The organism is Sphingobacterium arenae (genome assembly GCF_014692505.1).
Classification (GTDB): domain Bacteria; phylum Bacteroidota; class Bacteroidia; order Sphingobacteriales; family Sphingobacteriaceae; genus Sphingobacterium; species Sphingobacterium arenae.
The window spans coordinates 336,133-356,695 of sequence record NZ_JACNYK010000002.1 but is presented as its reverse complement, the minus strand read 5'-3'; the positions used below and the strand labels follow the sequence as shown (position 1 = coordinate 356,695).

At 40.8% G+C, this 20,563-nt stretch carries 17 protein-coding genes; 8 read left to right on the top strand and 9 right to left on the bottom strand.

Going from position 1 to position 20,563, the window contains the following annotated elements:
- Positions 1-3 precede the first annotated feature (3 nt).
- The 5 genes from H8B17_RS07880 (at position 4) to H8B17_RS07860 (ending at position 7,262) form a co-directional block, all read left to right on the top strand.
- Positions 4-333 (top strand): helix-turn-helix domain-containing protein, encoded by a 330-nt coding sequence (locus tag H8B17_RS07880; protein ID WP_190308652.1) that lies wholly within the window; start codon positions 4-6, stop codon positions 331-333.
- Positions 334-438: 105 nt separating this feature from the next.
- Positions 439-1,035, top strand: a complete 597-nt coding sequence (locus H8B17_RS07875; protein WP_190308651.1) for an RNA polymerase sigma factor — start codon at positions 439-441, stop codon at positions 1,033-1,035.
- A 57-nt stretch (positions 1,036-1,092) separates the two neighbouring features.
- Positions 1,093-2,202: a FecR family protein gene (locus H8B17_RS07870; RefSeq protein ID WP_190308650.1), complete on the top strand. Its 1,110-nt coding sequence runs from the start codon at positions 1,093-1,095 to the stop codon at positions 2,200-2,202.
- A 271-nt stretch (positions 2,203-2,473) separates the two neighbouring features.
- Positions 2,474-5,725 carry a SusC/RagA family TonB-linked outer membrane protein gene (locus tag H8B17_RS07865; RefSeq protein ID WP_223816432.1) on the top strand — a complete coding sequence of 1,084 codons (3,252 nt, stop codon included), beginning with the start codon at positions 2,474-2,476 and terminating at the stop codon, positions 5,723-5,725.
- Between the two features lie 16 nt (positions 5,726-5,741).
- Complete coding sequence (locus H8B17_RS07860) at positions 5,742-7,262, top strand: RagB/SusD family nutrient uptake outer membrane protein (RefSeq protein ID WP_190308649.1); 1,521 nt, start codon at positions 5,742-5,744, stop codon at positions 7,260-7,262.
- 94 nt (positions 7,263-7,356) lie between these two features.
- On the opposite strand, the gene H8B17_RS07855 is transcribed toward H8B17_RS07860, so the two are convergent.
- The 3 genes from H8B17_RS07855 to mqnC form a co-directional block, all read right to left on the bottom strand.
- The gene (locus H8B17_RS07855; protein ID WP_190308648.1) at positions 7,357-7,518 is read right to left on the bottom strand and encodes a hypothetical protein; all 162 of its coding nucleotides are present in this window, start codon (positions 7,516-7,518) and stop codon (positions 7,357-7,359) included.
- 139 nt (positions 7,519-7,657) lie between these two features.
- Positions 7,658-8,218 (bottom strand): SMC-Scp complex subunit ScpB, encoded by a 561-nt coding sequence (gene scpB, locus H8B17_RS07850; RefSeq protein ID WP_190308647.1) that lies wholly within the window; start codon positions 8,216-8,218, stop codon positions 7,658-7,660.
- 11 nt (positions 8,219-8,229) lie between these two features.
- Entirely contained in the window at positions 8,230-9,351 is a 1,122-nt protein-coding gene (gene mqnC / locus H8B17_RS07845) for a cyclic dehypoxanthinyl futalosine synthase (RefSeq protein ID WP_190308646.1), read from the bottom strand.
- Positions 9,352-9,477: 126 nt separating this feature from the next.
- On the opposite strand from mqnC, the gene H8B17_RS07840 reads away from it, so the two are divergent.
- On the top strand, positions 9,478-9,750 hold the full coding sequence (locus H8B17_RS07840; RefSeq protein WP_190308645.1) for a GNAT family N-acetyltransferase: 273 nt from the start codon (positions 9,478-9,480) through the stop codon (positions 9,748-9,750).
- Between the two features lie 45 nt (positions 9,751-9,795).
- On the opposite strand, the gene H8B17_RS07835 is transcribed toward H8B17_RS07840, so the two are convergent.
- From H8B17_RS07835 to H8B17_RS07820, 4 genes are all read right to left on the bottom strand, one after another.
- Positions 9,796-10,560: a sulfite exporter TauE/SafE family protein gene (locus H8B17_RS07835; RefSeq protein ID WP_190308644.1), complete on the bottom strand. Its 765-nt coding sequence runs from the start codon at positions 10,558-10,560 to the stop codon at positions 9,796-9,798.
- 3 nt (positions 10,561-10,563) lie between these two features.
- Positions 10,564-11,223: an HAD family hydrolase gene (locus H8B17_RS07830; protein ID WP_190308643.1), complete on the bottom strand. Its 660-nt coding sequence runs from the start codon at positions 11,221-11,223 to the stop codon at positions 10,564-10,566.
- Between the two features lie 104 nt (positions 11,224-11,327).
- Positions 11,328-12,071, bottom strand: coding sequence for a 3-deoxy-manno-octulosonate cytidylyltransferase (kdsB, locus tag H8B17_RS07825; protein ID WP_190308642.1), 744 nt, complete (start codon positions 12,069-12,071; stop codon positions 11,328-11,330).
- A 154-nt stretch (positions 12,072-12,225) separates the two neighbouring features.
- Positions 12,226-12,681, bottom strand: coding sequence for a hypothetical protein (locus tag H8B17_RS07820; RefSeq protein WP_190308641.1), 456 nt, complete (start codon positions 12,679-12,681; stop codon positions 12,226-12,228).
- Positions 12,682-12,699: 18 nt separating this feature from the next.
- On the opposite strand from H8B17_RS07820, the gene H8B17_RS07815 reads away from it, so the two are divergent.
- The gene (locus H8B17_RS07815) at positions 12,700-14,484 is read left to right on the top strand and encodes an ABC transporter ATP-binding protein (RefSeq protein WP_190308640.1); all 1,785 of its coding nucleotides are present in this window, start codon (positions 12,700-12,702) and stop codon (positions 14,482-14,484) included.
- A 63-nt stretch (positions 14,485-14,547) separates the two neighbouring features.
- The gene (locus H8B17_RS07810) at positions 14,548-15,558 is read left to right on the top strand and encodes a 1-acyl-sn-glycerol-3-phosphate acyltransferase (RefSeq protein ID WP_190308639.1); all 1,011 of its coding nucleotides are present in this window, start codon (positions 14,548-14,550) and stop codon (positions 15,556-15,558) included.
- 65 nt (positions 15,559-15,623) lie between these two features.
- Here the strand turns inward: H8B17_RS07810 and H8B17_RS07805 are convergent, their stop codons facing one another.
- Both H8B17_RS07805 and purL read right to left on the bottom strand, forming a co-directional pair.
- Positions 15,624-16,730 (bottom strand): serine hydrolase domain-containing protein, encoded by a 1,107-nt coding sequence (locus tag H8B17_RS07805; RefSeq protein WP_190308638.1) that lies wholly within the window; start codon positions 16,728-16,730, stop codon positions 15,624-15,626.
- A 79-nt stretch (positions 16,731-16,809) separates the two neighbouring features.
- Entirely contained in the window at positions 16,810-20,496 is a 3,687-nt protein-coding gene (gene purL / locus H8B17_RS07800) for a phosphoribosylformylglycinamidine synthase (protein WP_190308637.1), read from the bottom strand.
- Positions 20,497-20,563 lie beyond the last annotated feature (67 nt).

The window sequence follows — 20,563 nt, the reverse complement described above, 5'->3', positions numbered from 1 at the left end:
AAAATGAATGCATTAGGAAAGAAAATACGTTTGTTAAGACATCAAAAAGGTTGGAGTCAAGAAGATGTCGCAAAGCGTTTGGATATTTCGATCCCAGCCTTTTCGAAGATTGAAACGGGAATTACAGATGTGAATTTGTCCAGATTGAACCAAATTTCTAAACTATTCGGTATGTCATTGGTTCAGCTATTGTCTACCTCCGATTCGGAAGAAGAAAGACAAGCAAAGGATGAAATTGATGAGCTGAACAATAAATTGCAAGTCCGGGAAGCTGAAGTAATTGAATTACAAAAAAAAGTCATCGAGTTGTACGAACAGCTCCACAAAAAATAAGGTCTCATCGATAGATGGGGTGAAGAGAGCATAGTCCTATGCTCTCTTTTTTATTTATAGCGCTTGGTTTTGTTCATGTTGTAATATTTTATTAATATTGTATATATGGCCATGCATAAACCACATGTTGTAAGTGAGGAAAAAGCTTTGCTGCATGCTTTACAGCAAGGTGATACGTTAGCCTTTCAACGGATCTACACGCAGTACTATAGTTTATTATACCTACATGCCTACAATAAATTAGGGGACGGGAATGCTGCACAGGATATTGTACATGATCTCTTTGCTAACATATGGCAAAGAAGGGAATCTTTAACAATAACGGGAAAACTGTCATCTTATCTCTATGCTAGTATCCGTAATAGGGTTTTGGATTATATTTCGAAAGAACAGTCGAAAGCCAGCTATTTAGACTCTTTAACGCAGCAAATGGAAAGTCAATACGAAGCAACTGACTACCGCGTGCGGGAAAAAATGCTTGAAGAGCAAATCGAAAATGCTCTTGTGAAACTTCCGCCTCGAATACGGGAGATATTTGAACTGAGTCGGAAACAATATCTTAGTCATAAGGAAATCTCACAAAAACTTAATCTCTCAGAACAGAGTGTACGGAGTTATATTAAAGATGCTTTGCGCGTGTTGCGCGTAAAATTGAATGCATTTCCTTGGATATTATTCTCCTTTTGCGTTAATTTTTTTTAAATCTATCCCCCCTAAGATTCTTTTCATCCGTCTTATATAGTAAATAGGGAAAAGATCATGGCCGACCAACATCATAAAAAAACACGAATCCTTTTAAAAAGATATCTGGAGGGAAACTGTACCGAAGAAGAAAAAGCTTTGGTTGAAGATTGGTATCTATCCATTCATCATGATGTAAATGAACGGGAGGGTAAGAAAATACAGGGAAACCTACATGAACTGCAAAATCGACTGTTTGAAATACCAAAAAGAAAGGAATCTTTTCAGATTTATGCACGTGTTATCGCAGCGATATTGTGTGTTACGCTGACGATAAGTCTTGTTATTTGGAATAAAAATGCAGCTGTAGAAAATGTTTCGTCCACGGATATATCTGCTCACCAAGATGTGATGCCAGGTACAAACCGTGCTACTTTATCTTTTGACAATAAGGAGCAGATCGAACTAAACGAAGAGAAGGGCGGACTTATTAATGATGACGGTATCATTACTTATCATGATGGAACATCTTTAAAAAAAATAAAACAGATCCAAATGGCGATGTTAAGTACCCCGATAGCAGGGCAATACCAAATAACCCTACCAGATGGTAGCAAAGCTTGGCTCAATGCCTTATCTTCGATTCGATACCCTACGGCATTTATTGGCAAAAAGCGTCAGGTAGAAATTACGGGAGAAGTATATCTCGAAGTGGCCCACGATAGTAAGAAGCCGTTTGTTGTTCACACCAATCAGCAACGTATTGAAGTATTGGGAACAAGTTTTAATATAAATGCTTACGCAGATGACGGCCAAACCTTAACTACACTAACCGAAGGGTATGTTCGGATATATCATGAAAAATTTGGGAATCAGATTGAACTGAAACCGGGGCAGCAGGCGGTGGTAACGGATAATAAGGCGATAACAATAAAAAATGTAGATACGGAAGAGATTTCGTCTTGGAAGGACGGCATGTATATCGTAAATGATGAACCATTAAAGCATTATGCACGAAAGATAGAGCGCTGGTATGACGTCGAAGTAAATATGGAGCCTTACGGCGAGAGACGACTATCAGCCATTATCCCTCGAAATGCTAAATTATCTGAGGTATTAGCAGCCATTGAATTAAAGACAGGTGTAAAATTTATGATAAAAGAAAGGAGGGTTTCGGCAAAAAAATAAAAAATAATAAGCATGGTTATCCAAAAAAAGCTGTCGAGATGCTCGTAACATCTCAACAGTTAAGGTATGTCGGATAACTTTAAAATAGTGTTAGCTAACAAAGTTATATACCAACAATACAAACTTACTGATTATTTGATTTGGAAGCAATTTATACGTGTTGTGCCAGGTCTTTTATAATGAAGGGCGTATTGTTCATGAAACAAAAATGAACAAGATCAAACATCGAAATCAAACAAAATATTTGTTGCCGTCATTTTTTTATTTACCTATGAAACTTACTGTCGTTATTTTTTTCGCGTCTATGATGCTATGTTTTGCAAATGTACATGGACAGCGTGTCAATCTCCATTATCAACAGGTTCAATTGAAAAAAGTGTTAGTAGATATTAGTAAGCAATCGGGTTATACTTTTATATATGACGAAAAGGATCTATCACCGATATTTCCAGTCTCAATTACCGTTGAAAATGGAAACATAAAGGAAGCTTTAGACGCGTTGTTTGAAGGAAAACCATTAGTCTACCAGATTAAGGGCAAATCTATTGCTGTAATACGTGTTCCGAAAAACCTATCTAGCCATTTGGAAGAAAAATCAACCACACAGCAGCGTACAATCAAGGGAAAGGTAACTAACAGGAATGGAGAGCCGTTGGCAGGCGTAACGGTAGCATTAAAAGGTACAAGCACAGCCACAAGTACAGGTGGAGATGGTACTTATTCCATTGTGGCACCCCCAGAACAAGGTGTCTTAATATTCGACTATATGGGTTTTGCCACACAAGAAGTTGTTATTGACGGGAAAGCTGAAATTAATATGGTGCTAGAGGAGCAGCTCAGTGATTTGGACGAGGTAGTCGTTGTAGGGTACGGAACACAGCGGAAAAGTGATTTAACAGGTGCGGTAGCATCAGTTGATGAAAAGGATTTTAATAAGGGACCGTTAATATCCGCTGATCAACTTATCCAAGGCAAGGTTTCCGGAGTGCAGATGCTCAATAATAGCGGACAGCCTGGTGGCGCTAGTACGGTTCGTATCCGAGGAAATTCAGCCGTTACCGGTTCTGGGCAACCTCTTTATGTAGTTGATGGTGTCGCGCTGGACGGACGTACATCTAGACCTAATCAGAGTGGAGGCATTGGAACGAGTCCCGCAGGTAACCCGTTAAGTTTCATAAACCCTACAGATATTGCTTCTATTCAGGTTTTGAAAGATGCTTCGGCTACAGCTATTTACGGTTCTAGAGCAGCCTATGGTGTTGTCTTAATTACAACCAAACGAGGTCAGGAAGGAGGAGTGAAAATAGACATAAATTCTTCAGGGGGGGTAGCCAATATAATGCGAAATATTGATATTTTGAACGGAAATCAATATAGAGATGCGTTAAATAAGTATGGATTTACAACAGGCGATTATGGTGAAGATGTAGATGCCTTGGGAGTAGTTTTGCGGACCGCTTATAACCAGAATCATAACCTCTCTTTAAGCGGAGGAAATGTCGATAATAAATACCGAACATCATTTGGCTACCAAGATCAACAGGGAATTGTTCAAAAGACTGGATTTAAACGATATAGTGGGGCATTCAATGGGAATTTTAAAATGTTGGAAAGTAAGAAACTGGGCTTGGATGTTAACTTATTGACCAGCCATAATATGGAAAATATTGCACCTGTAGTAACCGATGCCGGGGCTAGTGGTAGCTTGATTGGTCAGGCTTTAGCATGGAATCCTACACGTCCATTGCGAAATACGGATGGTAGTTTGGCCATTGAACAAGGTAATATTATCAATCCTTTGGCGATGTCGGAGGCATATGATGATCGGGCGAATGTGACGAATATCTTGGCAAGTCTATCCCCTTTCTATAAGTTTAATGATTGGTTGGAATACAGGATGTTGCTGAGTGTTAACTACAGTAAAGGAGAACGTCGATCTTCTACCCGAAGTTTTATTAATATACAAGGAATCCAAGCTGATCCTGAAAACGATTTCGCGGGAGGTTATGCCAGCGTGGCCAATAATGAGCTCATAACGAAGCAGCTGACGCACACGCTGTCGTTTAATAAAGAAGTTGCAACAGATTTGAACCTAAATGCCGTTGTTGGGTTCGAATACATGGATTTTATGAATAGAGGGACTGACATGAATGCTCGCGGTTTTGGTGACATCGCCGTAAATTATACAGATATTATGCAGGCTACCGCTCCCGGTAACAGAAATATCAATTCATTTTACGACCCCACGACGCAGTTGCAGTCATACTTTGGACGGGCTACCTTCAATTTAAAGGAACGGTATTTATTGACAGCGACTGTTCGGATAGATGGATCTACGAAATTCGGAGAAAATAACCGATACGGAACTTTTCCTTCATTTGCTGCTGCCTGGAATATTAAAAATGAAGAGTTTATGTCCTCTACTACTTGGTTGAGCGAACTAAAATTACGTGCTGGTTGGGGCAAGACCGGTAATCAGGAATTTCCGTCTGGTTCTTCCCAGCGTAGATATTCGATCGGGTTTGGGAGCGGAGAACAAACTAGGCCCATTAATAATAATGAAAATACTGATTTACGGTGGCAATCGGATGAACAGATCAATATAGGCGCTGATTTTGGTTTTTTTGATGGACGACTCCGGGGAACGGTTGACTTCTTCCATAAAAAAACAACTGATTTACTCTTTCCGCAGACACCACAATATCCTGCATCACCGGATGCTTCTATCACTTGGATAAACTTACCTGGTGAAGTAATTAATAAAGGGATAGAACTAAACCTGAACGGTGTAGTCGTGGAAAACGATGACTTTAGGTGGGACATCGGGGGGAATCTAACCTTTGTCAAAAATCGTGTACAAAACTTAGGAGAAAGTGAAATCATCCGAACCGGTAGCCTCAGCGGACAAGGACTGAGTGATGTCACGGTACAAGTTGTTCAGAATGATTATCCACTGTTTGCTTTTGTAACAAGGGAATATCTGGGACTGGACGAAGAAGGTTTCTCTCGGTTTACCGATGATGGATTTGTGTTTCGTCGGGTAGGGAATCCGAATCCGAGAGTGTTATTGGGATTCAGTACGGGTATAGATTATAAGCGCTTTTCCTTTAACGCGAATTTCAACGGCGTGATTGGACAAGATATCTATAATAACACAGCGAATTCCGTTTTGCCTATTTCTAACCTCGGATCAAGGAATATTGCTTCCGAATTGATGAAGCAAGGGATCTTGGAATCACCGGCAAACCCTATCGCTGCGTCTTCCCGGTACATTGAAAATGGTAGCTATTTAAAATTAGCTAATGCAACGCTGAATTACCGGATAGGAGATATTGGTTCTTCAATCAAAAATCTCGGTGTATTTCTGAATGGGCAGAACCTATTCGTCATTACTAAATATAAAGGATTTGATCCCGAAGTAAACGTCAATAAATCAGTCAACAGCGTTCCGTCTGCAGGTATAGATAATGTTACGTATCCGGCAGCCCGCACATTCAATATTGGCGTCAACTTTTCATTGTAAAAATAAAGGAAGTATTATGAGCAATAGATATATAAAAGTCCTTTTGTTTACGTTCCTAACCGTAACTATTACAGGATGTACAAAATTAGAAGAAAAGCTCCACGGACAAGTGGGAGCTGGCAATATTGGGAGTGATGATGTACCGGCTTTATTAAATGCAACCTACATTGCTATGCGTAATCCTTATTTTGGGCCATATGGATGGTGGGCGTTGCAGGAGTTTCCGACAGATGAAGCTATAGTGCCTACGAGAGGGGGGGATTGGGATGACAACGGCGCTTGGCGAGCGCTTCACTTACACCGGTGGGAGTCGGATCATACAAGGATCCATAGCGTGTTTAAGGATGTTTTAGGGGTGAGCTATGCGGCGACCGATATTTTACAATATAATCCAACGCCTGCTCAAGAAGCACAAGCTAGATTTTTAAGAGCGTTTGCTGAATTTTCTATCCTTGATGGTTGGGGACAGGTACCCTATCGAGAGCCGGGAGAAGACGTTACGGAAAACCCCAGGGTACGAAATGCGGAAGAGCAAATCAGTTATCTCATTTCTGAAATTACAGCGATTATGGCCGACTTGCCTACTAACCGTATAGATCGCGCATCTCCAGATGCTGCAAAAGTACTATTAATGAAAATATTCTTGAATAAGGGCGTGTTTCTGAACCGTGAATCACCAACTTTTTCTGAGGAAGATATGCGACAAGTCATCAATCTAGCCGATGAAATTATTAATAGTGGAAAGTATGAGTTGATAGACGATTATTTTTTGAATTTTTCTCCTGCGAATGGTCAATCAGATACCGAAAATATATTTACTGGTGAGAATATTGGGGGAGAAAGTTCCGCAACCGGTATGACAAATATGTGGGTGGCAACGCTTCATTACAATCAAAATCCGAGAGGGAACAACGGGTTCTGTACATTATCGGACTTCTACGATAAATTCGAAGAAAGTGATGTACGACGCGGAGGTGAATATCCGGGGATGACGACTGTAAGTGGCGTGCGAGTCGGTTTTTTAGTAGGTCAACAAGCAAACCAGCACGGAGAAAATTTAACAGACCGTCGAGGTAACCCCTTAGCGTTTACGCCGGAAGTAAGTATTATCGAACGTGACCAAAATCATCTTGAAGTAGCTGGTATACGTGTCATCAAATATCCCATCGACTATGCGAATGGTTCTACCAGTTTATTAGACAACGACTGGGTATTTTACCGTTATTCAGATGTTCTGTTGATGAAAGCGGAAGCACTATTGCGTATCGGACAAGACGGAGAAGCGTTACAACTTGTAAATGAGGTGCGTGCAAAAAGAGGAGCAAGTAACTTATTAGAATTAAATGAGCAGCTGCTATTGGATGAACTCGGACGCGAATTTTTTTGGGAAGGACATCGAAGAACAGATTTGATTAGGTTTGGACGATTTTTAGAAGCTTGGCAGGAAAAACCTGCTTCTGATGCTAGAAATCTTCTTTTTCCTATTCCGTTAAACCAACTGGGTAATCCAAATTATACACAAAACGAAGGTTATTAATAATATACCAAGATTACTATACTATTCAAAGAAAAAGCAGGGTGTGTAAAACCCTGCTTTTTTAATTTTTTTACCAACTGTACGCGATCGTGTATTAAAAATCATCGTCGTCATCGTCGAAATCATCGAACTCCCCGATAGAATCCATCTCATCTAATTCGAAATCGTCATCATAGACATCATCTGCATCATCTTCCGGACCGTTAAAATTGATAATTTCTTCAACCAAAACCTCTTTTTCTGCCGCTGCCATCATAGTCTTTTCGTGTTAATAAATGATAAATCTACTGTTTGTTACCGACCGTAAAAATAATCAAGAATCTTCTAACTTGAAATTTTTTTTGTTTTTTTATCACTTGTCACCCAGTGAGTTAAAACGCCAGCAGGCAATTAGGCTATTTTGCGGCTTCTCCTATGTTGTTATCCTCTGTAATAATATCTTTTAGTTGTGGTAAATCTTTTACGGACTTGATACCAAAATATTGCATAAACTGTCCGCTTGTTGCATATAAAAGAGGTTTACCAATAGTATCGGCTTTCCCCACAATTTCAATGAGATTTTTTTCCAGCAATCGCTGAATGGAATAGTCACAGTTTACTCCCCGAATTTGTTCCACCTCTAATTTGGTGAGTGGTTGACGATAAGCGATGATAGACAATGTCTCTAAAGCGGCTTGGCTAAGTTTCTTTTTGTCTTTATGTGCCTGAAGTTGGTTCACAACGTCGTGATACTTTTCTTTGGTTAAAAACTGATAATGTTTATTAAAAATCTGGAGACTGAAAATATGGTCTTCATCATTGTATTTTTCCGCTATCTTCTTTAACAAGTCTAACACCTCTTGTTTATTGATGTCGATGGCTAACGCATCTTTGAGCACTTGTTTTAAATCATTGGCATTGATGCCCTCTTCGGATGCAAAAATAATAGCCTCTATATTTAACAATATATCCTTCACGATGGTATACTTTAATAGTTGATAACCTGTTCTTCCATTTGTGGCAGCTCTCGGAACTCATATTTTTGCGTACGTAATTGTGGTTGGAATCCAGCTTCTAAAATAGCTTCCTGTATAGATTTGGAGGTGAATCGATGCGGTGCGCCGGCAGCGGAAACTACATTTTCCTCGATCATGATCGAACCGAAATCATTTGCTCCCGCATGTAAACAAAGTTGTGCGGTTTTCCTTCCTACAGTAAGCCATGAAGCCTGTATATTCTTAATATTGGGCAACATGATACGGCTTAATGCAATCATCCGGATATACTCTTCACTACTGACATTATTGGTGATGCCTCGTAAACGCTTTAACAACGTGCCGTCATCTTGAAAAGGCCATGGTATAAAAGCGATAAATCCATAAGCATCGGAAGGCTTTTCGTGCTGGACTTCGCGAATCCATACTAAGTGTTCAAAACGTTCCTCTATCGTTTCAATATGACCAAACATCATGGTAGCCGATGTAGGTAAATTGATTTGATGAGCCGCTCGCATTACGTCAAGCCACTCTTGTCCACCACATTTTCCTTTCGAAATTAATCTTCGGACCCGATCATTCAGTATTTCAGCTCCCGCACCAGGAAGGGAGTCCAATCCAGCCTCTTTTAAGGCTCGAAGTACTTCAATATGAGGAAGCCCTTCGAGTTTTGCGATGTGTGCAACTTCCGGAGGTCCGAGCGAATGTAACTTGAGGGTCGGATAGAGTTCTTTGAGTTGCCTGAACAATGTCGTATAAAACTCAAGACCCAAATCAGGATGATGTCCGCCCTGTAAAAGTAGTTGATCACCACCATAACGAAATGTTTCTTCAATTTTCTGTTTATATGTTTCGATGTCTGTGATATAGCTCTCTTCATGGCCCGGACGGCGAAAAAAATTGCAAAATTTGCAGTTTGCGATACAAACATTGGTCGTATTAACATTGCGATCAATCTGCCAAGTAACTTTGTTATGTGGAACCTGTATTTTCCGTAAGGTATTGGCTACATAGGTCAAATCTGCTGTTGCAGCTTTCTTATACAAATATATACCCTCCTCCTTCGATAGGAATTCAAAATTAAGCGCACGTTCAAGTAATTTGTCTACATTCATCACTAACAAAGATACGGAGGATTTTTAATTTTTTAACGAAAGGTTTATACCGTGGATAAACTATTCTCCTGAAATGTTGTTATATTTATCTGAAAAACGAATATAAAATCTTAAAACATCTATAATATGGAACTAACACATATAGCAGATAGTGGGAGATGGCTTGCTCTAAATGATGAGGTTCAGATTGGAGAGCTGATGTACCATGTGGAGGATAATGTTATGACGATTTCGCACGCGGAAGTAGAACCTTTTTATCGGGGGAATAAAATTGCAGAGGAACTCGTTTTGGCCGCCATTAATCAAGCGCGGGAAAATAGTTGGAAGGTCGTGCCGGCCTGTTCCTTTGCCAAAACAATATTTGAACGATATCCAGACGAGCGAGACGTATTGGCGTAAATCGTAAATCGTGATTTGTGACGCGTGACAAATCACGATTACGAATCATAAAATCATCAACAAAACTGCTGAGACCACCACCAAAGCGATGATAAGTAACCGGAATTCTCGTTCGGGCAGTATCTTAACAATTTTTATTCCGGTGAATCCCCCGAGCAGAATAAATGGAATAGCGAGTAAATTCAGATAGAAGCCTGACCAGGTAAGATTATGCCAAACGAAGACTTGCAACGGAATTTTCGTGAAATTTAAAATCATAATAAACCAAGCAGAGGTCGCGGCGAAGCTTATTTTATCTAACCTTTTCGATAACATGTAGACGGATAGAGCCGGACCAGCGGCGTTGCCGATCATGGTTGAAAACCCGAGGATAAAACCAAAAAATGGGGAATACCAGCGGTTTTTGGTGAGTTTTTCCTGCCTTTGTTGCGAAGTTCTATCTAGCCAGATCATAATCCCCACCCCCACAATGATACAAATGCCGATAAGCAGCTTGAAGATTTTGTCATTGATGTAGTTACCAAGGAGTAATCCGACGATAAGTCCGAATAACGAGGCGGGTAACAACTTCTTTATTTCTGACCATAAAAACTCCTTCCGGTAGTAGATAACAGCTATAAGATCTGCGATACACAGCAAAATGAGTACAATGCCTGTGGAATATTTTGCACCGAATAAGAAGGCAAATAACGGTACGGCTAATGTTCCGATGTTCTGGACGCCCGTTTTAGACATGCCTATCAGCACCGCACATACGAAGTACAATACCCATCCGGCCGGAGAGGGAAGGAGTTGCAGTGCTTCACCCATGAATTAACTAGTCAATAAATCCATGACCCGTTGCGCATTTATTTCACTATAGTCCCGGATATAAAAAGAACATGGGGGTAATTCTTCTTTCTTGTGAGAGCTCAGCACACCTACTACTTTCATCTCTGCGTTCAGCGCAGCTGTAACACCAGAAAAAGAATCTTCAAAGACCACGCATTCGCTTGGTTTTGCGCCGAGCTTTTCAGCAGATTTTAAATAGACTTCGGGGTGTGGTTTGTGCAGCAAGACGTCTTCACTAGCCATTAGTGACTCCATTTTGTTATCAATCTGTAAGGTATCGATAATCAATTTAAGGTTCGCCAGCGGAGCTGAAGTCGCCACAGCTGTTTTAAACCCAGCCGATTTTAAGTCATCTAGAAACGGTAAATAATGCGGTAAGGGAACGACTTCTTGTTGATATATTTCCCGAAAAAGGGACTCCTTTTCGTCTTCCAATTGTTTTAACTCCTCTCCGGTAATTGTTCGTTTGAAAAAATGCGTCATAATATAGCTATTATGTTTTCCGTACATGTGTTCTTCAAATTCTTTTTCCGTATAAGGTATTTTATATTTGTCAAAAAAATGTTCAAAGGCTTTAGCATGGTAAGGGTTCGTATGACAGATGACCCCATCCATGTCAAAAATTACGGCAAATTGATTCATATGTAAATACATTGTTTTTTAACGGTCATAGGGGGAATATCCAAGTTACTTTATTTAGATGATATTTGACAATCTTGGACATTTTATACAGTAAAGCTACGGTTTTAAGCATTAAAAAACTTCTTTTTAATGAGCTCGACGTCTGCTGGATGGTCCACCGCGATGGTGTCAAATTCGGTTTCTGCTATTTTTATTTTATAACCGTTTTCTAACCAGCGCAATTGCTCCAATCCTTCCGCTCGTTCATATGAAGAAACCTGAAGTTTGGTGATTTCTTGCAACACATCTATTTTATAGCCATAAATGCCGATATGTTTGAAATAAACGTGATTGTTTATCCACTCGTCTCGTCTTGTACTTCGTTGAAAAGGGATGGTTTGTCGAGAGAAGTACAACGCCTCTTTTTTTGTGTTGATCAATACTTTAGGTATACTTTCGTTAAAGAGATCTTCAAGACTATCTATTTTTTTGATCAAGGTTCCTATTTCGGTGGTTGCGTCTTGAAAAAGGTTACTCAACAGTTCAATTTGCAAAGGACTTATAAAGGGTTCATCGCCTTGAATATTGATGGCGACGTCAAAACCACTTATTTTTGAAACCACCTCAGCACAACGGTCTGTTCCCGATTGATGGGTCGACGATGTCATGATCACATTTCCAGCAAATGAACGTACGTGCTCTTCAATTCTACTATCGTCTGTGGCAACGACGACTTCCGAAAGACTGGCGCAACCTTTTACCTGTTCGTAGACACGCTGTATCATGGATTTTCCACCAATATCCACCAATGGTTTTCCCGGAAATCGGGAGGATTCATACCTTGCTGGGATAATTCCGATTGTTCTCATATCCAAAGTAAATCATTACTTTGTTCAACTCAAAAAAATAATCAAAATTTATACAGACAACAGATTATGTCTATTCCTGAAATAGCTTAGCGTACTAGCGTTGTGCCTGCACGAAGCAGAAATGTTCCGCGCATGTAAGACAAAGTATACAACCCTACAGACGTACTTCTTTCTTATTTCTCCGTGCGCCGACGTTATGTTGTCGGACGGCATGAACAAGGTGTCGGGAAACGATCCGGTTCTTTCGTATGGGATTGCGATGCATTTGCCCATCGAAATCATTAAGTTGGCCTTCGTATTTATTTCCCCGTCCTGAATATTTATCTTCCACTCTGCCGAAACGAAACTTCCGACCATCATGCTGATGTCGCCGTATGATAGTAACCGACTTCTGTACATCAAAACGTTTTCGCCATGCGACAATACGTCCATGTTGGGCAACGGAATAATCATCCCGTCCACCGACGTGAAAAAGATGACCGGAAGTTTCATCAGGTAGGGCAACAAAATGATTTCGACGTACGACGACATTACCATCCTGCCCAACGACATGACACTTCCGTCCTCCGACGTCGCATCTTCGTCTGAGGTGATTAAACTTTTTTAGCAAAAATATGTTTAAATAATAATGACCATAACACAATTGTTTAAGAAGATACTGCCCTTTACCAAGCCCTATAAGAACTTAATAGCCTATACGCTGCTGTTGACTTTGGTCGGTTCTTTCGCAGTACAGGTAAACGCCTTTATCCTAAAGTATACCGTGGACACGATTAGCGAGCTTCTGGTCGACAATCAGCCACTTTCGCAAGGATTTTACCTTTTGGGTTTCATAGCTGCCGTGCTTTTGGGAAAAGAAATACTATATGCTGCGGTACAATTCGGACAAAAATTCTATGGAGAGAAACTAAGGATTGAGATTGCACGCGATTTTTCGCAAGCTATTATCGAAAAAATCTTAACCTATCGAATGGCGTTTTTTACATCGCCGGAGAATGAATCTGGTAAGTTGCAAACTCGCATTGATTCCGGGATAAGTAGCCTAACCAGATTGGTACAGAATTTTTTTATCGATATTCTTCCGTTGTTTAGTAATGCTATCGTGGCATTAGTCTGTATGTTTCTGGCGAATTTTTATGTCGGGTTGGTGGGATTGTTACTTGTACCGGTCTATTTCTATGTGTCACAGTTGCAAGCGAGTAGGTTATCTGGTTTTCGAAGGAGCATGCGCAAATACAGGGAAAATAAGAGTAACCAGATTATAAATCTGATAGAATCTATCTTGGTTATAAAGTCATTTGGAAGGGAAAAAATTGAAGCAGAACGACATCAGAAAATCCAGTACGATATGACAGAAAACCAGATGGCGACACGCAAAACAAGCTATCTGTTTGAAAGTGTGAAGAGTTTTATTGAACAGATTGGGGTGGTGCTTGTTATTATATTGACAGCCTACTTTGTGTTGAATGAGCAAATGAGCTTAGGTGCCATCATGTTCCATATTCTCCTTTTCAATAACGTATCTGCACCTATTCGCCAGCTTCATCGCATCTATGATGAGGTGAATGATGCGCTTATTTATTCTGAAGGTTTCTTTAGCATTTTGGAGGAGGAGGAACAGCGTGAACCGACAGGTAACTATCGTCCAAAAAAAATCAGGGGATTAATTGAAATAAAGCACGTAGATTTTCATTATCCCAATGGTCTACAGGCTTTGAAAAATGTGAGTATGGTCGTTCAACCTAATCAGAATACGGCGCTGGTAGGGTTATCTGGTGCGGGGAAAAGCACCGTTATTAATTTGTTGGATAAATTCTATAGCCCGACAAAGGGACAAATCCTGCTGGATGGGATAGATATAGCAGATTATGATACGGCCTACCTGCGGGAGCATGTTGGTTTGGTCCTGCAGAAAAATCATATTTTTAAGGGTAGTATTACAGAGAATATCCTCTATGGAAAAACGAATGCTTCTATGGATGAAATTATGGAAGCAGCGAGAAAAGCGTATATACATGAACAGATTTTAGATCTGCCAAATGGATATGATTCGGATGCTCATTTATTGTCTGGTGGTCAGCAGCAGCGAATTGCTATTGCGCGTCTCTTCCTGAAAGACCCACCTATTATTTTCTTAGACGAGCCGACTGCGAACTTAGATGCCATCGCTACAGAACAGATCAAAAATAGTCTGGATGCGATTAAGACAGGGCGTACGGTGATTATCGTTTCGCACAGTATTTCACAGATTATCGACGCTGAACACATTGTGGTAATGGAAAAAGGACAGGTTGTGGAAGATGGTACGCACGAAGAATTATATGCAAATCACAACGTGTATCACCGTATCTTTACGGCTATGGCAAATAGCTTGAATATTGCGAAGATTACGAAATCTATGCAGGAGTGGTAATTTTAGGTCTATTTTTTGCTGTAAAAAAATGAACAGGTAATAACAGAATATCTCTTTAACGATATGTTTTATTCCGTATTAAGGTTATTTGTACGCTTCGGATTAAAATGGTATGCTCCTGGGTTGAAAGCTAAGAATTTACATCTAGCCCCGTATGCCTATCCCACTATCGTCATATCGAACCATCCTAATTCTTTTTTTGACGCATTAGTCATTGCAGCCTATGCTCCAGCAAAAATTTGTTTCCTCACCAGAGGGGATATTTTTAAACATCCGGTAGCCAACGCAGTTCTGCGTTGGCTGTATATGTTACCTATCTATAAAAGGAACGACGACGAAGACTTCGCCGTAAAGAATGATTTTACATTTGACGAATGCATGCAACGATTGGCAGCAGGGCAACATGTGTTGATATTCCCCGAAGGCATATCCCGAAACTTGTGGGAATTGCAGCCTTTTATGAACGGCGGATTGACATCGTTGCTAGAACGCTCTTATAAGGCAGAACTGCCGTTGCAAATTCAAGCATACACGTTAAATTACAATTCTTTCCGACATGTACCGAAAGCGTTGGAATTAGGAGCGTTGCCCCCTTTGGATACAACGGAGTATATATCCGATCATCGAGTACGCACAGCCGATATTCTTCAGGAGGTGCGAAATAATCTCCGCAGAGAGATAGTCGCTACTCCTTCGGTTGGAGATCCTACCCAAGCCCGAAATAGTAGTTTCTGGCGTATCCTCGCTAAAATAGGGTATTACACGCAGTTCTGGTTTTATCGAGTATGGCGAGATTATGTTAAAAAGAAAACCGAAGGCACGATATTTTATGATTCTTTGCTTTTTTCCATTCTATTGTTTTCCTATCCCATATTTGTACTGTTGTGTAGTGTTCTAATCGGGAAGTTTACAGGCTTTTGGGGAGGCCTTTTCGTTTTCGTTTTTTTACCGACAACAGCTTATGCTATGACAAAATATCAAGGGACGATAACAGAAACGGAAACCAACGTTCCTAAGCAAAATTCTTGGCGTAGCAAAACGGAATCTGATGATAACATGGAAGATTCTGTTTAAGAAAAACGAAATTATTGATGGTATAAAGACGCGAGAATAGGAGGGAGTAGGTCAATATGATAGCCTTAATATGAATGGGCTATCTGCGAAATAAGTTTAAGCCAATTGACCTTACTTGTTTTTTCTCCTAATCGGACGATGATAAGATTCTTATGTGGATCAACAAAAATATACTGACCTAAAATACCTTTTGCATAAAATTGCTCTGCATTTTTTGTTAACCACCATTGATATTGATAAAAAGGAGCACTGTGTCCAGTTGTATCTGATTTAGTCGATTCCTTTACCCATTGCTCCGGAACGATTTGTGTGCCATTCCAATTCCCGTTATCTAGGTATAGACGTCCTAATTTAGCAAAATCTCTGGCGCGGGCATTTAAACAGCAAAAGGTTTTTTCTAGTCCGTCTTTTTTTCTGTCAAGGCTCCAAGTGGCCTCGTATTCCATCCCCAATGGTTTCCAAATCTTTTCTTCTAGATAAGAACTAATGGTTTGGCTTTCTAAAGCTCTTTCCAATACCAATCCGAGAAGTTGGGTTGTTCCACTGGTATAGTCAAACTTTTCACCGGGTACATCTTTGAGTTTCAGCTTATGAATGGCCTTGCGTAGATTGGTACCGTAGTAAAAAGTAGCTGCATGACCAAAAGGATTCGTATAGCTTTCATTAAAATAAATCCCTGAAGTCATTTGTAGCAAGTGTTTTATGGTGACATCTTCAAATCCATTCGACGCTAATTCAGGAATATAATTGGTGATAGGTTCATCCACCGATTGAATTTTTCCATCTTCAATAGCAATGCCGATAAGCATCGAGACAACGGATTTTGCCATGGAAAAAGAGGCTACTATCGATTCATCATCGTATTTGTTGAAATATTTTTCATATTGAATACTATCATTTTGTATAACCAAAAACGCAACCGTTTTGGTCTGCTCCAAATACGTGTCAAAAGGTACATCGCCTTCCGCTGTTTCGATATCTTTCGGCTGTATCGGTTGTTGTGTCTCCGGAAAGATGAAAGGGGTGGGCGACGTTTCAATTGTACGATAGGGAAATATTTTGTAATCGGTGATATTAGCGAAGTTATAGAATACAAATCTCCCTAACTTGCAGGATTGGAAAAATAAAAGGCATAGAAATAAAACGCAGATGATCTTAGTAGTACTTTTCATAAAATTTATCGCACGAGGTTTATCTATTATATTCTTCTAATATACAAAAAAGACCCGCCAACTAGGCGGGTCGTATGTGTTATTTATTTTTCTCACACCACTTACGTGCATTCACAAAGGCTTCTAACCAAGGTGTAACTTCATCTTGTCTGCCAGCGGGATAGTATGCCCAATTCCATTGGAAGATAGAACGTTCGATATGTGGCATCGTCACGAGGTGACGCCCCGTCTTATCACAAAGCATAGCGGTGTTAAAATCTGATCCATTTGGATTATGCGGGTATTGTTCGTAAGCATATTTAGCCACGATGTTGTATTGGTCCTCGCTGTGCGGAAGGTTAAATTTACCTTCGCCGTGTGAAATCCATACACCCAATGTGCTCCCTGCCAATGTAGATAACATAATGGAGTTGTTCTCTTGTATTTTTACCGAAGCAAAACTAGATTCATGTTTTTGCGAAGTATTGTGGAGCATTTTTCCATGTACCTTATGCTCCGGATTGATAAGTTCCAATTCCATGAACAACTGGCAACCGTTACAGATACCGACAGACATCGTGTCGGGGCGCGCAAAGAAGTTTTCCAAGGCCTTTTTCGCTTTCTCGTTGTACAGAAAAGCGCCAGCCCAACCTTTTGCTGAACCCAATACATCTGAATTGGAGAAACCGCCTACCGTACCGATAAATTGAATGTCTTCTAGTGTTTCGCGACCTGAAATCAGGTCGGTCATGTGGACATCCTTTACGTCAAAACCAGCTAGATACATCGCGTTGGCCATTTCTCTTTCGGAATTTGAACCTTTTTCCCGGATGATAGCTGCTTTTGGTCTTGCCGTCCCATCTGCTGCACGTACAGGTTTTTTACCATCAAATTGCGGTGGGAAAATCACCTTGATCGGTTGGTTTTTATAATTGTTATAGCGCTCCTGCGCCATGCCATTTTTAGACTGCTTGCTGTCCAACAAAAATGATGTTTTGAACCATATATCGCGGGTTTCCGCTACGTCAAATGTAAATTCGTCTACATTATTTTTGAAGGATACAGCTGTTCCGTTGATTACCTTTCCGATTTTCACTGCCTGCACGCCCGCTTGGGATAATGTCGTTTCAAGAGCCGCGTCATCTTTTGCCTGCAATACGACAGCAATATTTTCGTTGAACAATGCTTTAACCGTATCCGCTTCGCCTAATCCACTTAAATCGTATTGTGCTGCTAAATCAACGTCCGCAAAGGTCATCTCCAATAAGGTGGTTATTAACCCGCCCGATCCTACATCATGCCCTGCAGCTACATAGCCTGATAGGATGGCTTCCTGTATAACGTTGAATGCCTTTTTAAAATAATCCGCATCTTGAATGGTTGGTGCTTCCCTACCGATCCTATTGTTTATCTGTGCAAAAGAAGAACCACCTAATTTGAAAGTGTCCTGCGATAGATTGATATAGTAAATAGAACCTGCATTTTTTGATAATACCGGCTCAATTACGTTATGGATGTTGGTACAGTTGCCTGCTGCCGAGATAATCAATGTACCTGGCGCAATGACGTTTTCGCCATTTGGGTATTTTTGTTTCATGGATAGCGAATCCTTCCCTGTAGGAATGTTGATCCCCAAAGCGATGGCAAAATCCGAACAACCTTTTACAGCTTCGTACAAACGCGCATCTTCACCCTCGTTGTTACATGGCCACATCCAGTTTGCCGAAAGTGATACACCAGCCAAACCATTTTTGATAGGTGCGAATACCAAGTTGGAGAGCGCTTCAGCAATAGCATTGCGAGAACCTGCAACAGGATCAACTAGTGCTGTCAATGGGGAATGGCCTATGGAAGTTGCTATACCTTCTGTCGAAGTGTAATCCAATGCCATAACACCCACATTGTTTAATGGAAGTTGTAAAGGACCGGCACATTGTTGTTTGGCAACACGACCGCCAACACAACGATCCACTTTATTTGTCAACCAGTCTTTAGAAGCGACCGCTTCCAATTGCAGTAGTTGTCTCAAATAGGTAGGCACCTCATTAACATCGTAAGAAAGGTCCGCATATTGACGATCGATTTTGCTGTCGTTCATCACCGTTTTTGGTGAAGAACCAAAAAAGTCTGTTAAATCGTAATCCATTGGTTTTTCTCCCGTAGATTTCGATTGAAACGTAAAACGATGATCTCCCGTCACATCCCCTACGGCATACATCGGGGCACGTTCCCGATCCGCTACCTTTTTCAGCGTTTCTATATCTTTATCCGCGATGACCAAGCCCATACGCTCCTGGGATTCATTACCGATAATTTCTTTTGCCGATAGGGTAGGGTCACCAACAGGCAATTTATCCATATCGATTAATCCACCAGTTTCTTCCACCAGTTCGGACAAACAGTTAAGGTGTCCGCCAGCACCATGGTCATGAATCGAAACAATGGGGTTGTTGTCCGACTCCACAAAAGCACGGATCGCATTTGCCGCGCGTTTTTGCATTTCCGGGTTGGAACGTTGGATGGCATTCAGTTCGATACCCGAACCAAAAGCACCTGTTTCGGCAGAGGACACCGCTGCTCCTCCCATTCCGATACGATAGTTTTCACCCCCGAGAATAACAATTTTATCACCTGTTTTTGGAGTATGTTTTTTCGCTTGGTCGGCTTTACCATAACCTACACCACCGGCTTGCATGATGACTTTATCATAGCCTAATTTTCTGCCTTCTTCTTCGTGCTCAAAGGTTAGTACGGAACCAGCGATCAAAGGCTGTCCGAATTTATTACCAAAATCTGAAGCACCGTTAGACGCTTTAATTAGGATATCCATTGGCGTTTGGTACAACCATTGCCGTTCCTCCATGCCATTTTCCCAAGGTTTGTCCTGCGCAGTATCCGTTTCAAGGCGCGAATAGGCGGTCATATAGACAGCGGTACCAGCCAAAGGTAACGCTCCTTGGCCGCCAGCCAACCGGTCGCGAATTTCACCACCCGAGCCGGTAGCGGCACCGGCAAATGGTTCTACAGTTGTCGGAAAATTATGGGTTTCGGCTTTAAGTGAAAGTACCGATTCATATACCTTTTCTTCGTAGAAGTCCGGTTTATCTGCCGATTTTGGGGCGAACTGGGTCACTTTAGGTCCTTTGACGAACGCTACGTTATCTTTATAGGCTGAAACAATTTCGTTCGGATGGGTTTCGGAAGTTTTTCTGATCAGCTTGAATAGGGAGGAGGACTGCTCTTCACCATTAATGATAAAGGTTCCGTTAAATATCTTGTGCCGGCAATGTTCCGAATTTGCCTGTGAAAAAGCAAAAACTTCAGAATCCGTCAGTTTACGTCCGATTTTTCCGGAAAGGTTATTCAAATAATCTACTTCTTCCGGATTCAAAGCTAAACCTTCTGATTTATTGTAGGCATCAATATCGTCAATTTCCAAAATAGGTTCTGGCTGAATATTGATAGAATACATATCTTGTGTTAATACGGCATATTTCTGCGAAATCATCGGGTCGAAATCCGTAAAGTTTTCATCCACCGGATAAAATTCTTCGATGCGGATAATCCCTTGAATCCCCATGTTTTGTGTGATTTCAACGGCATTGGTACTCCACGGGGTCACCATCGCAGCGCGAGGGCCGACATAATAGTTGTTTAACGTCTGCTGGTCAAGCTTTTCAGCCTTTCCAAAGAGCCAATTTAATCTGGAAATATCTTCTGTCGATAAGTCGTTTTGGGTTTGCACACCATACACGGTGTGGCTTGGGTTCACAAAGAAATGAATCATTACTAATGGTGTATTTTGAACGTTCTTCAAATCAAAGTACAAATATACGCAGTATTTTAGTAATGTA

Bases quoted from the DNA above. Each gene is read 5' to 3' on its own strand.
- H8B17_RS07865 (WP_223816432.1), top strand. From the start codon at position 2,474: ATGAAACTTACTGTCGTTATTTTTTTCGCGTCTATGATGCTATGTTTT.
- H8B17_RS07880 (WP_190308652.1), top strand. From the start codon at position 4: ATGAATGCATTAGGAAAGAAAATACGTTTGTTAAGACATCAAAAAGGT.
- H8B17_RS07830 (WP_190308643.1), bottom strand. From the start codon at position 11,223: ATGAATCAATTTGCCGTAATTTTTGACATGGATGGGGTCATCTGTCAT.
- H8B17_RS07810 (WP_190308639.1), top strand. From the start codon at position 14,548: ATGTTTTATTCCGTATTAAGGTTATTTGTACGCTTCGGATTAAAATGG.
- H8B17_RS07870 (WP_190308650.1), top strand. From the start codon at position 1,093: ATGGCCGACCAACATCATAAAAAAACACGAATCCTTTTAAAAAGATAT.
- mqnC (WP_190308646.1), bottom strand. From the start codon at position 9,351: ATGAATGTAGACAAATTACTTGAACGTGCGCTTAATTTTGAATTCCTA.
- H8B17_RS07860 (WP_190308649.1), top strand. From the start codon at position 5,742: ATGAGCAATAGATATATAAAAGTCCTTTTGTTTACGTTCCTAACCGTA.
- kdsB (WP_190308642.1), bottom strand. From the start codon at position 12,071: ATGAGAACAATCGGAATTATCCCAGCAAGGTATGAATCCTCCCGATTT.
- H8B17_RS07805 (WP_190308638.1), bottom strand. From the start codon at position 16,730: ATGAAAAGTACTACTAAGATCATCTGCGTTTTATTTCTATGCCTTTTA.
- H8B17_RS07835 (WP_190308644.1), bottom strand. From the start codon at position 10,560: ATGGGTGAAGCACTGCAACTCCTTCCCTCTCCGGCCGGATGGGTATTG.
- H8B17_RS07875 (WP_190308651.1), top strand. From the start codon at position 439: ATGGCCATGCATAAACCACATGTTGTAAGTGAGGAAAAAGCTTTGCTG.
- H8B17_RS07840 (WP_190308645.1), top strand. From the start codon at position 9,478: ATGGAACTAACACATATAGCAGATAGTGGGAGATGGCTTGCTCTAAAT.
- purL (WP_190308637.1), bottom strand. From the start codon at position 20,496: ATGATTCATTTCTTTGTGAACCCAAGCCACACCGTGTATGGTGTGCAA.
- H8B17_RS07815 (WP_190308640.1), top strand. From the start codon at position 12,700: ATGACCATAACACAATTGTTTAAGAAGATACTGCCCTTTACCAAGCCC.
- H8B17_RS07855 (WP_190308648.1), bottom strand. From the start codon at position 7,518: ATGATGGCAGCGGCAGAAAAAGAGGTTTTGGTTGAAGAAATTATCAAT.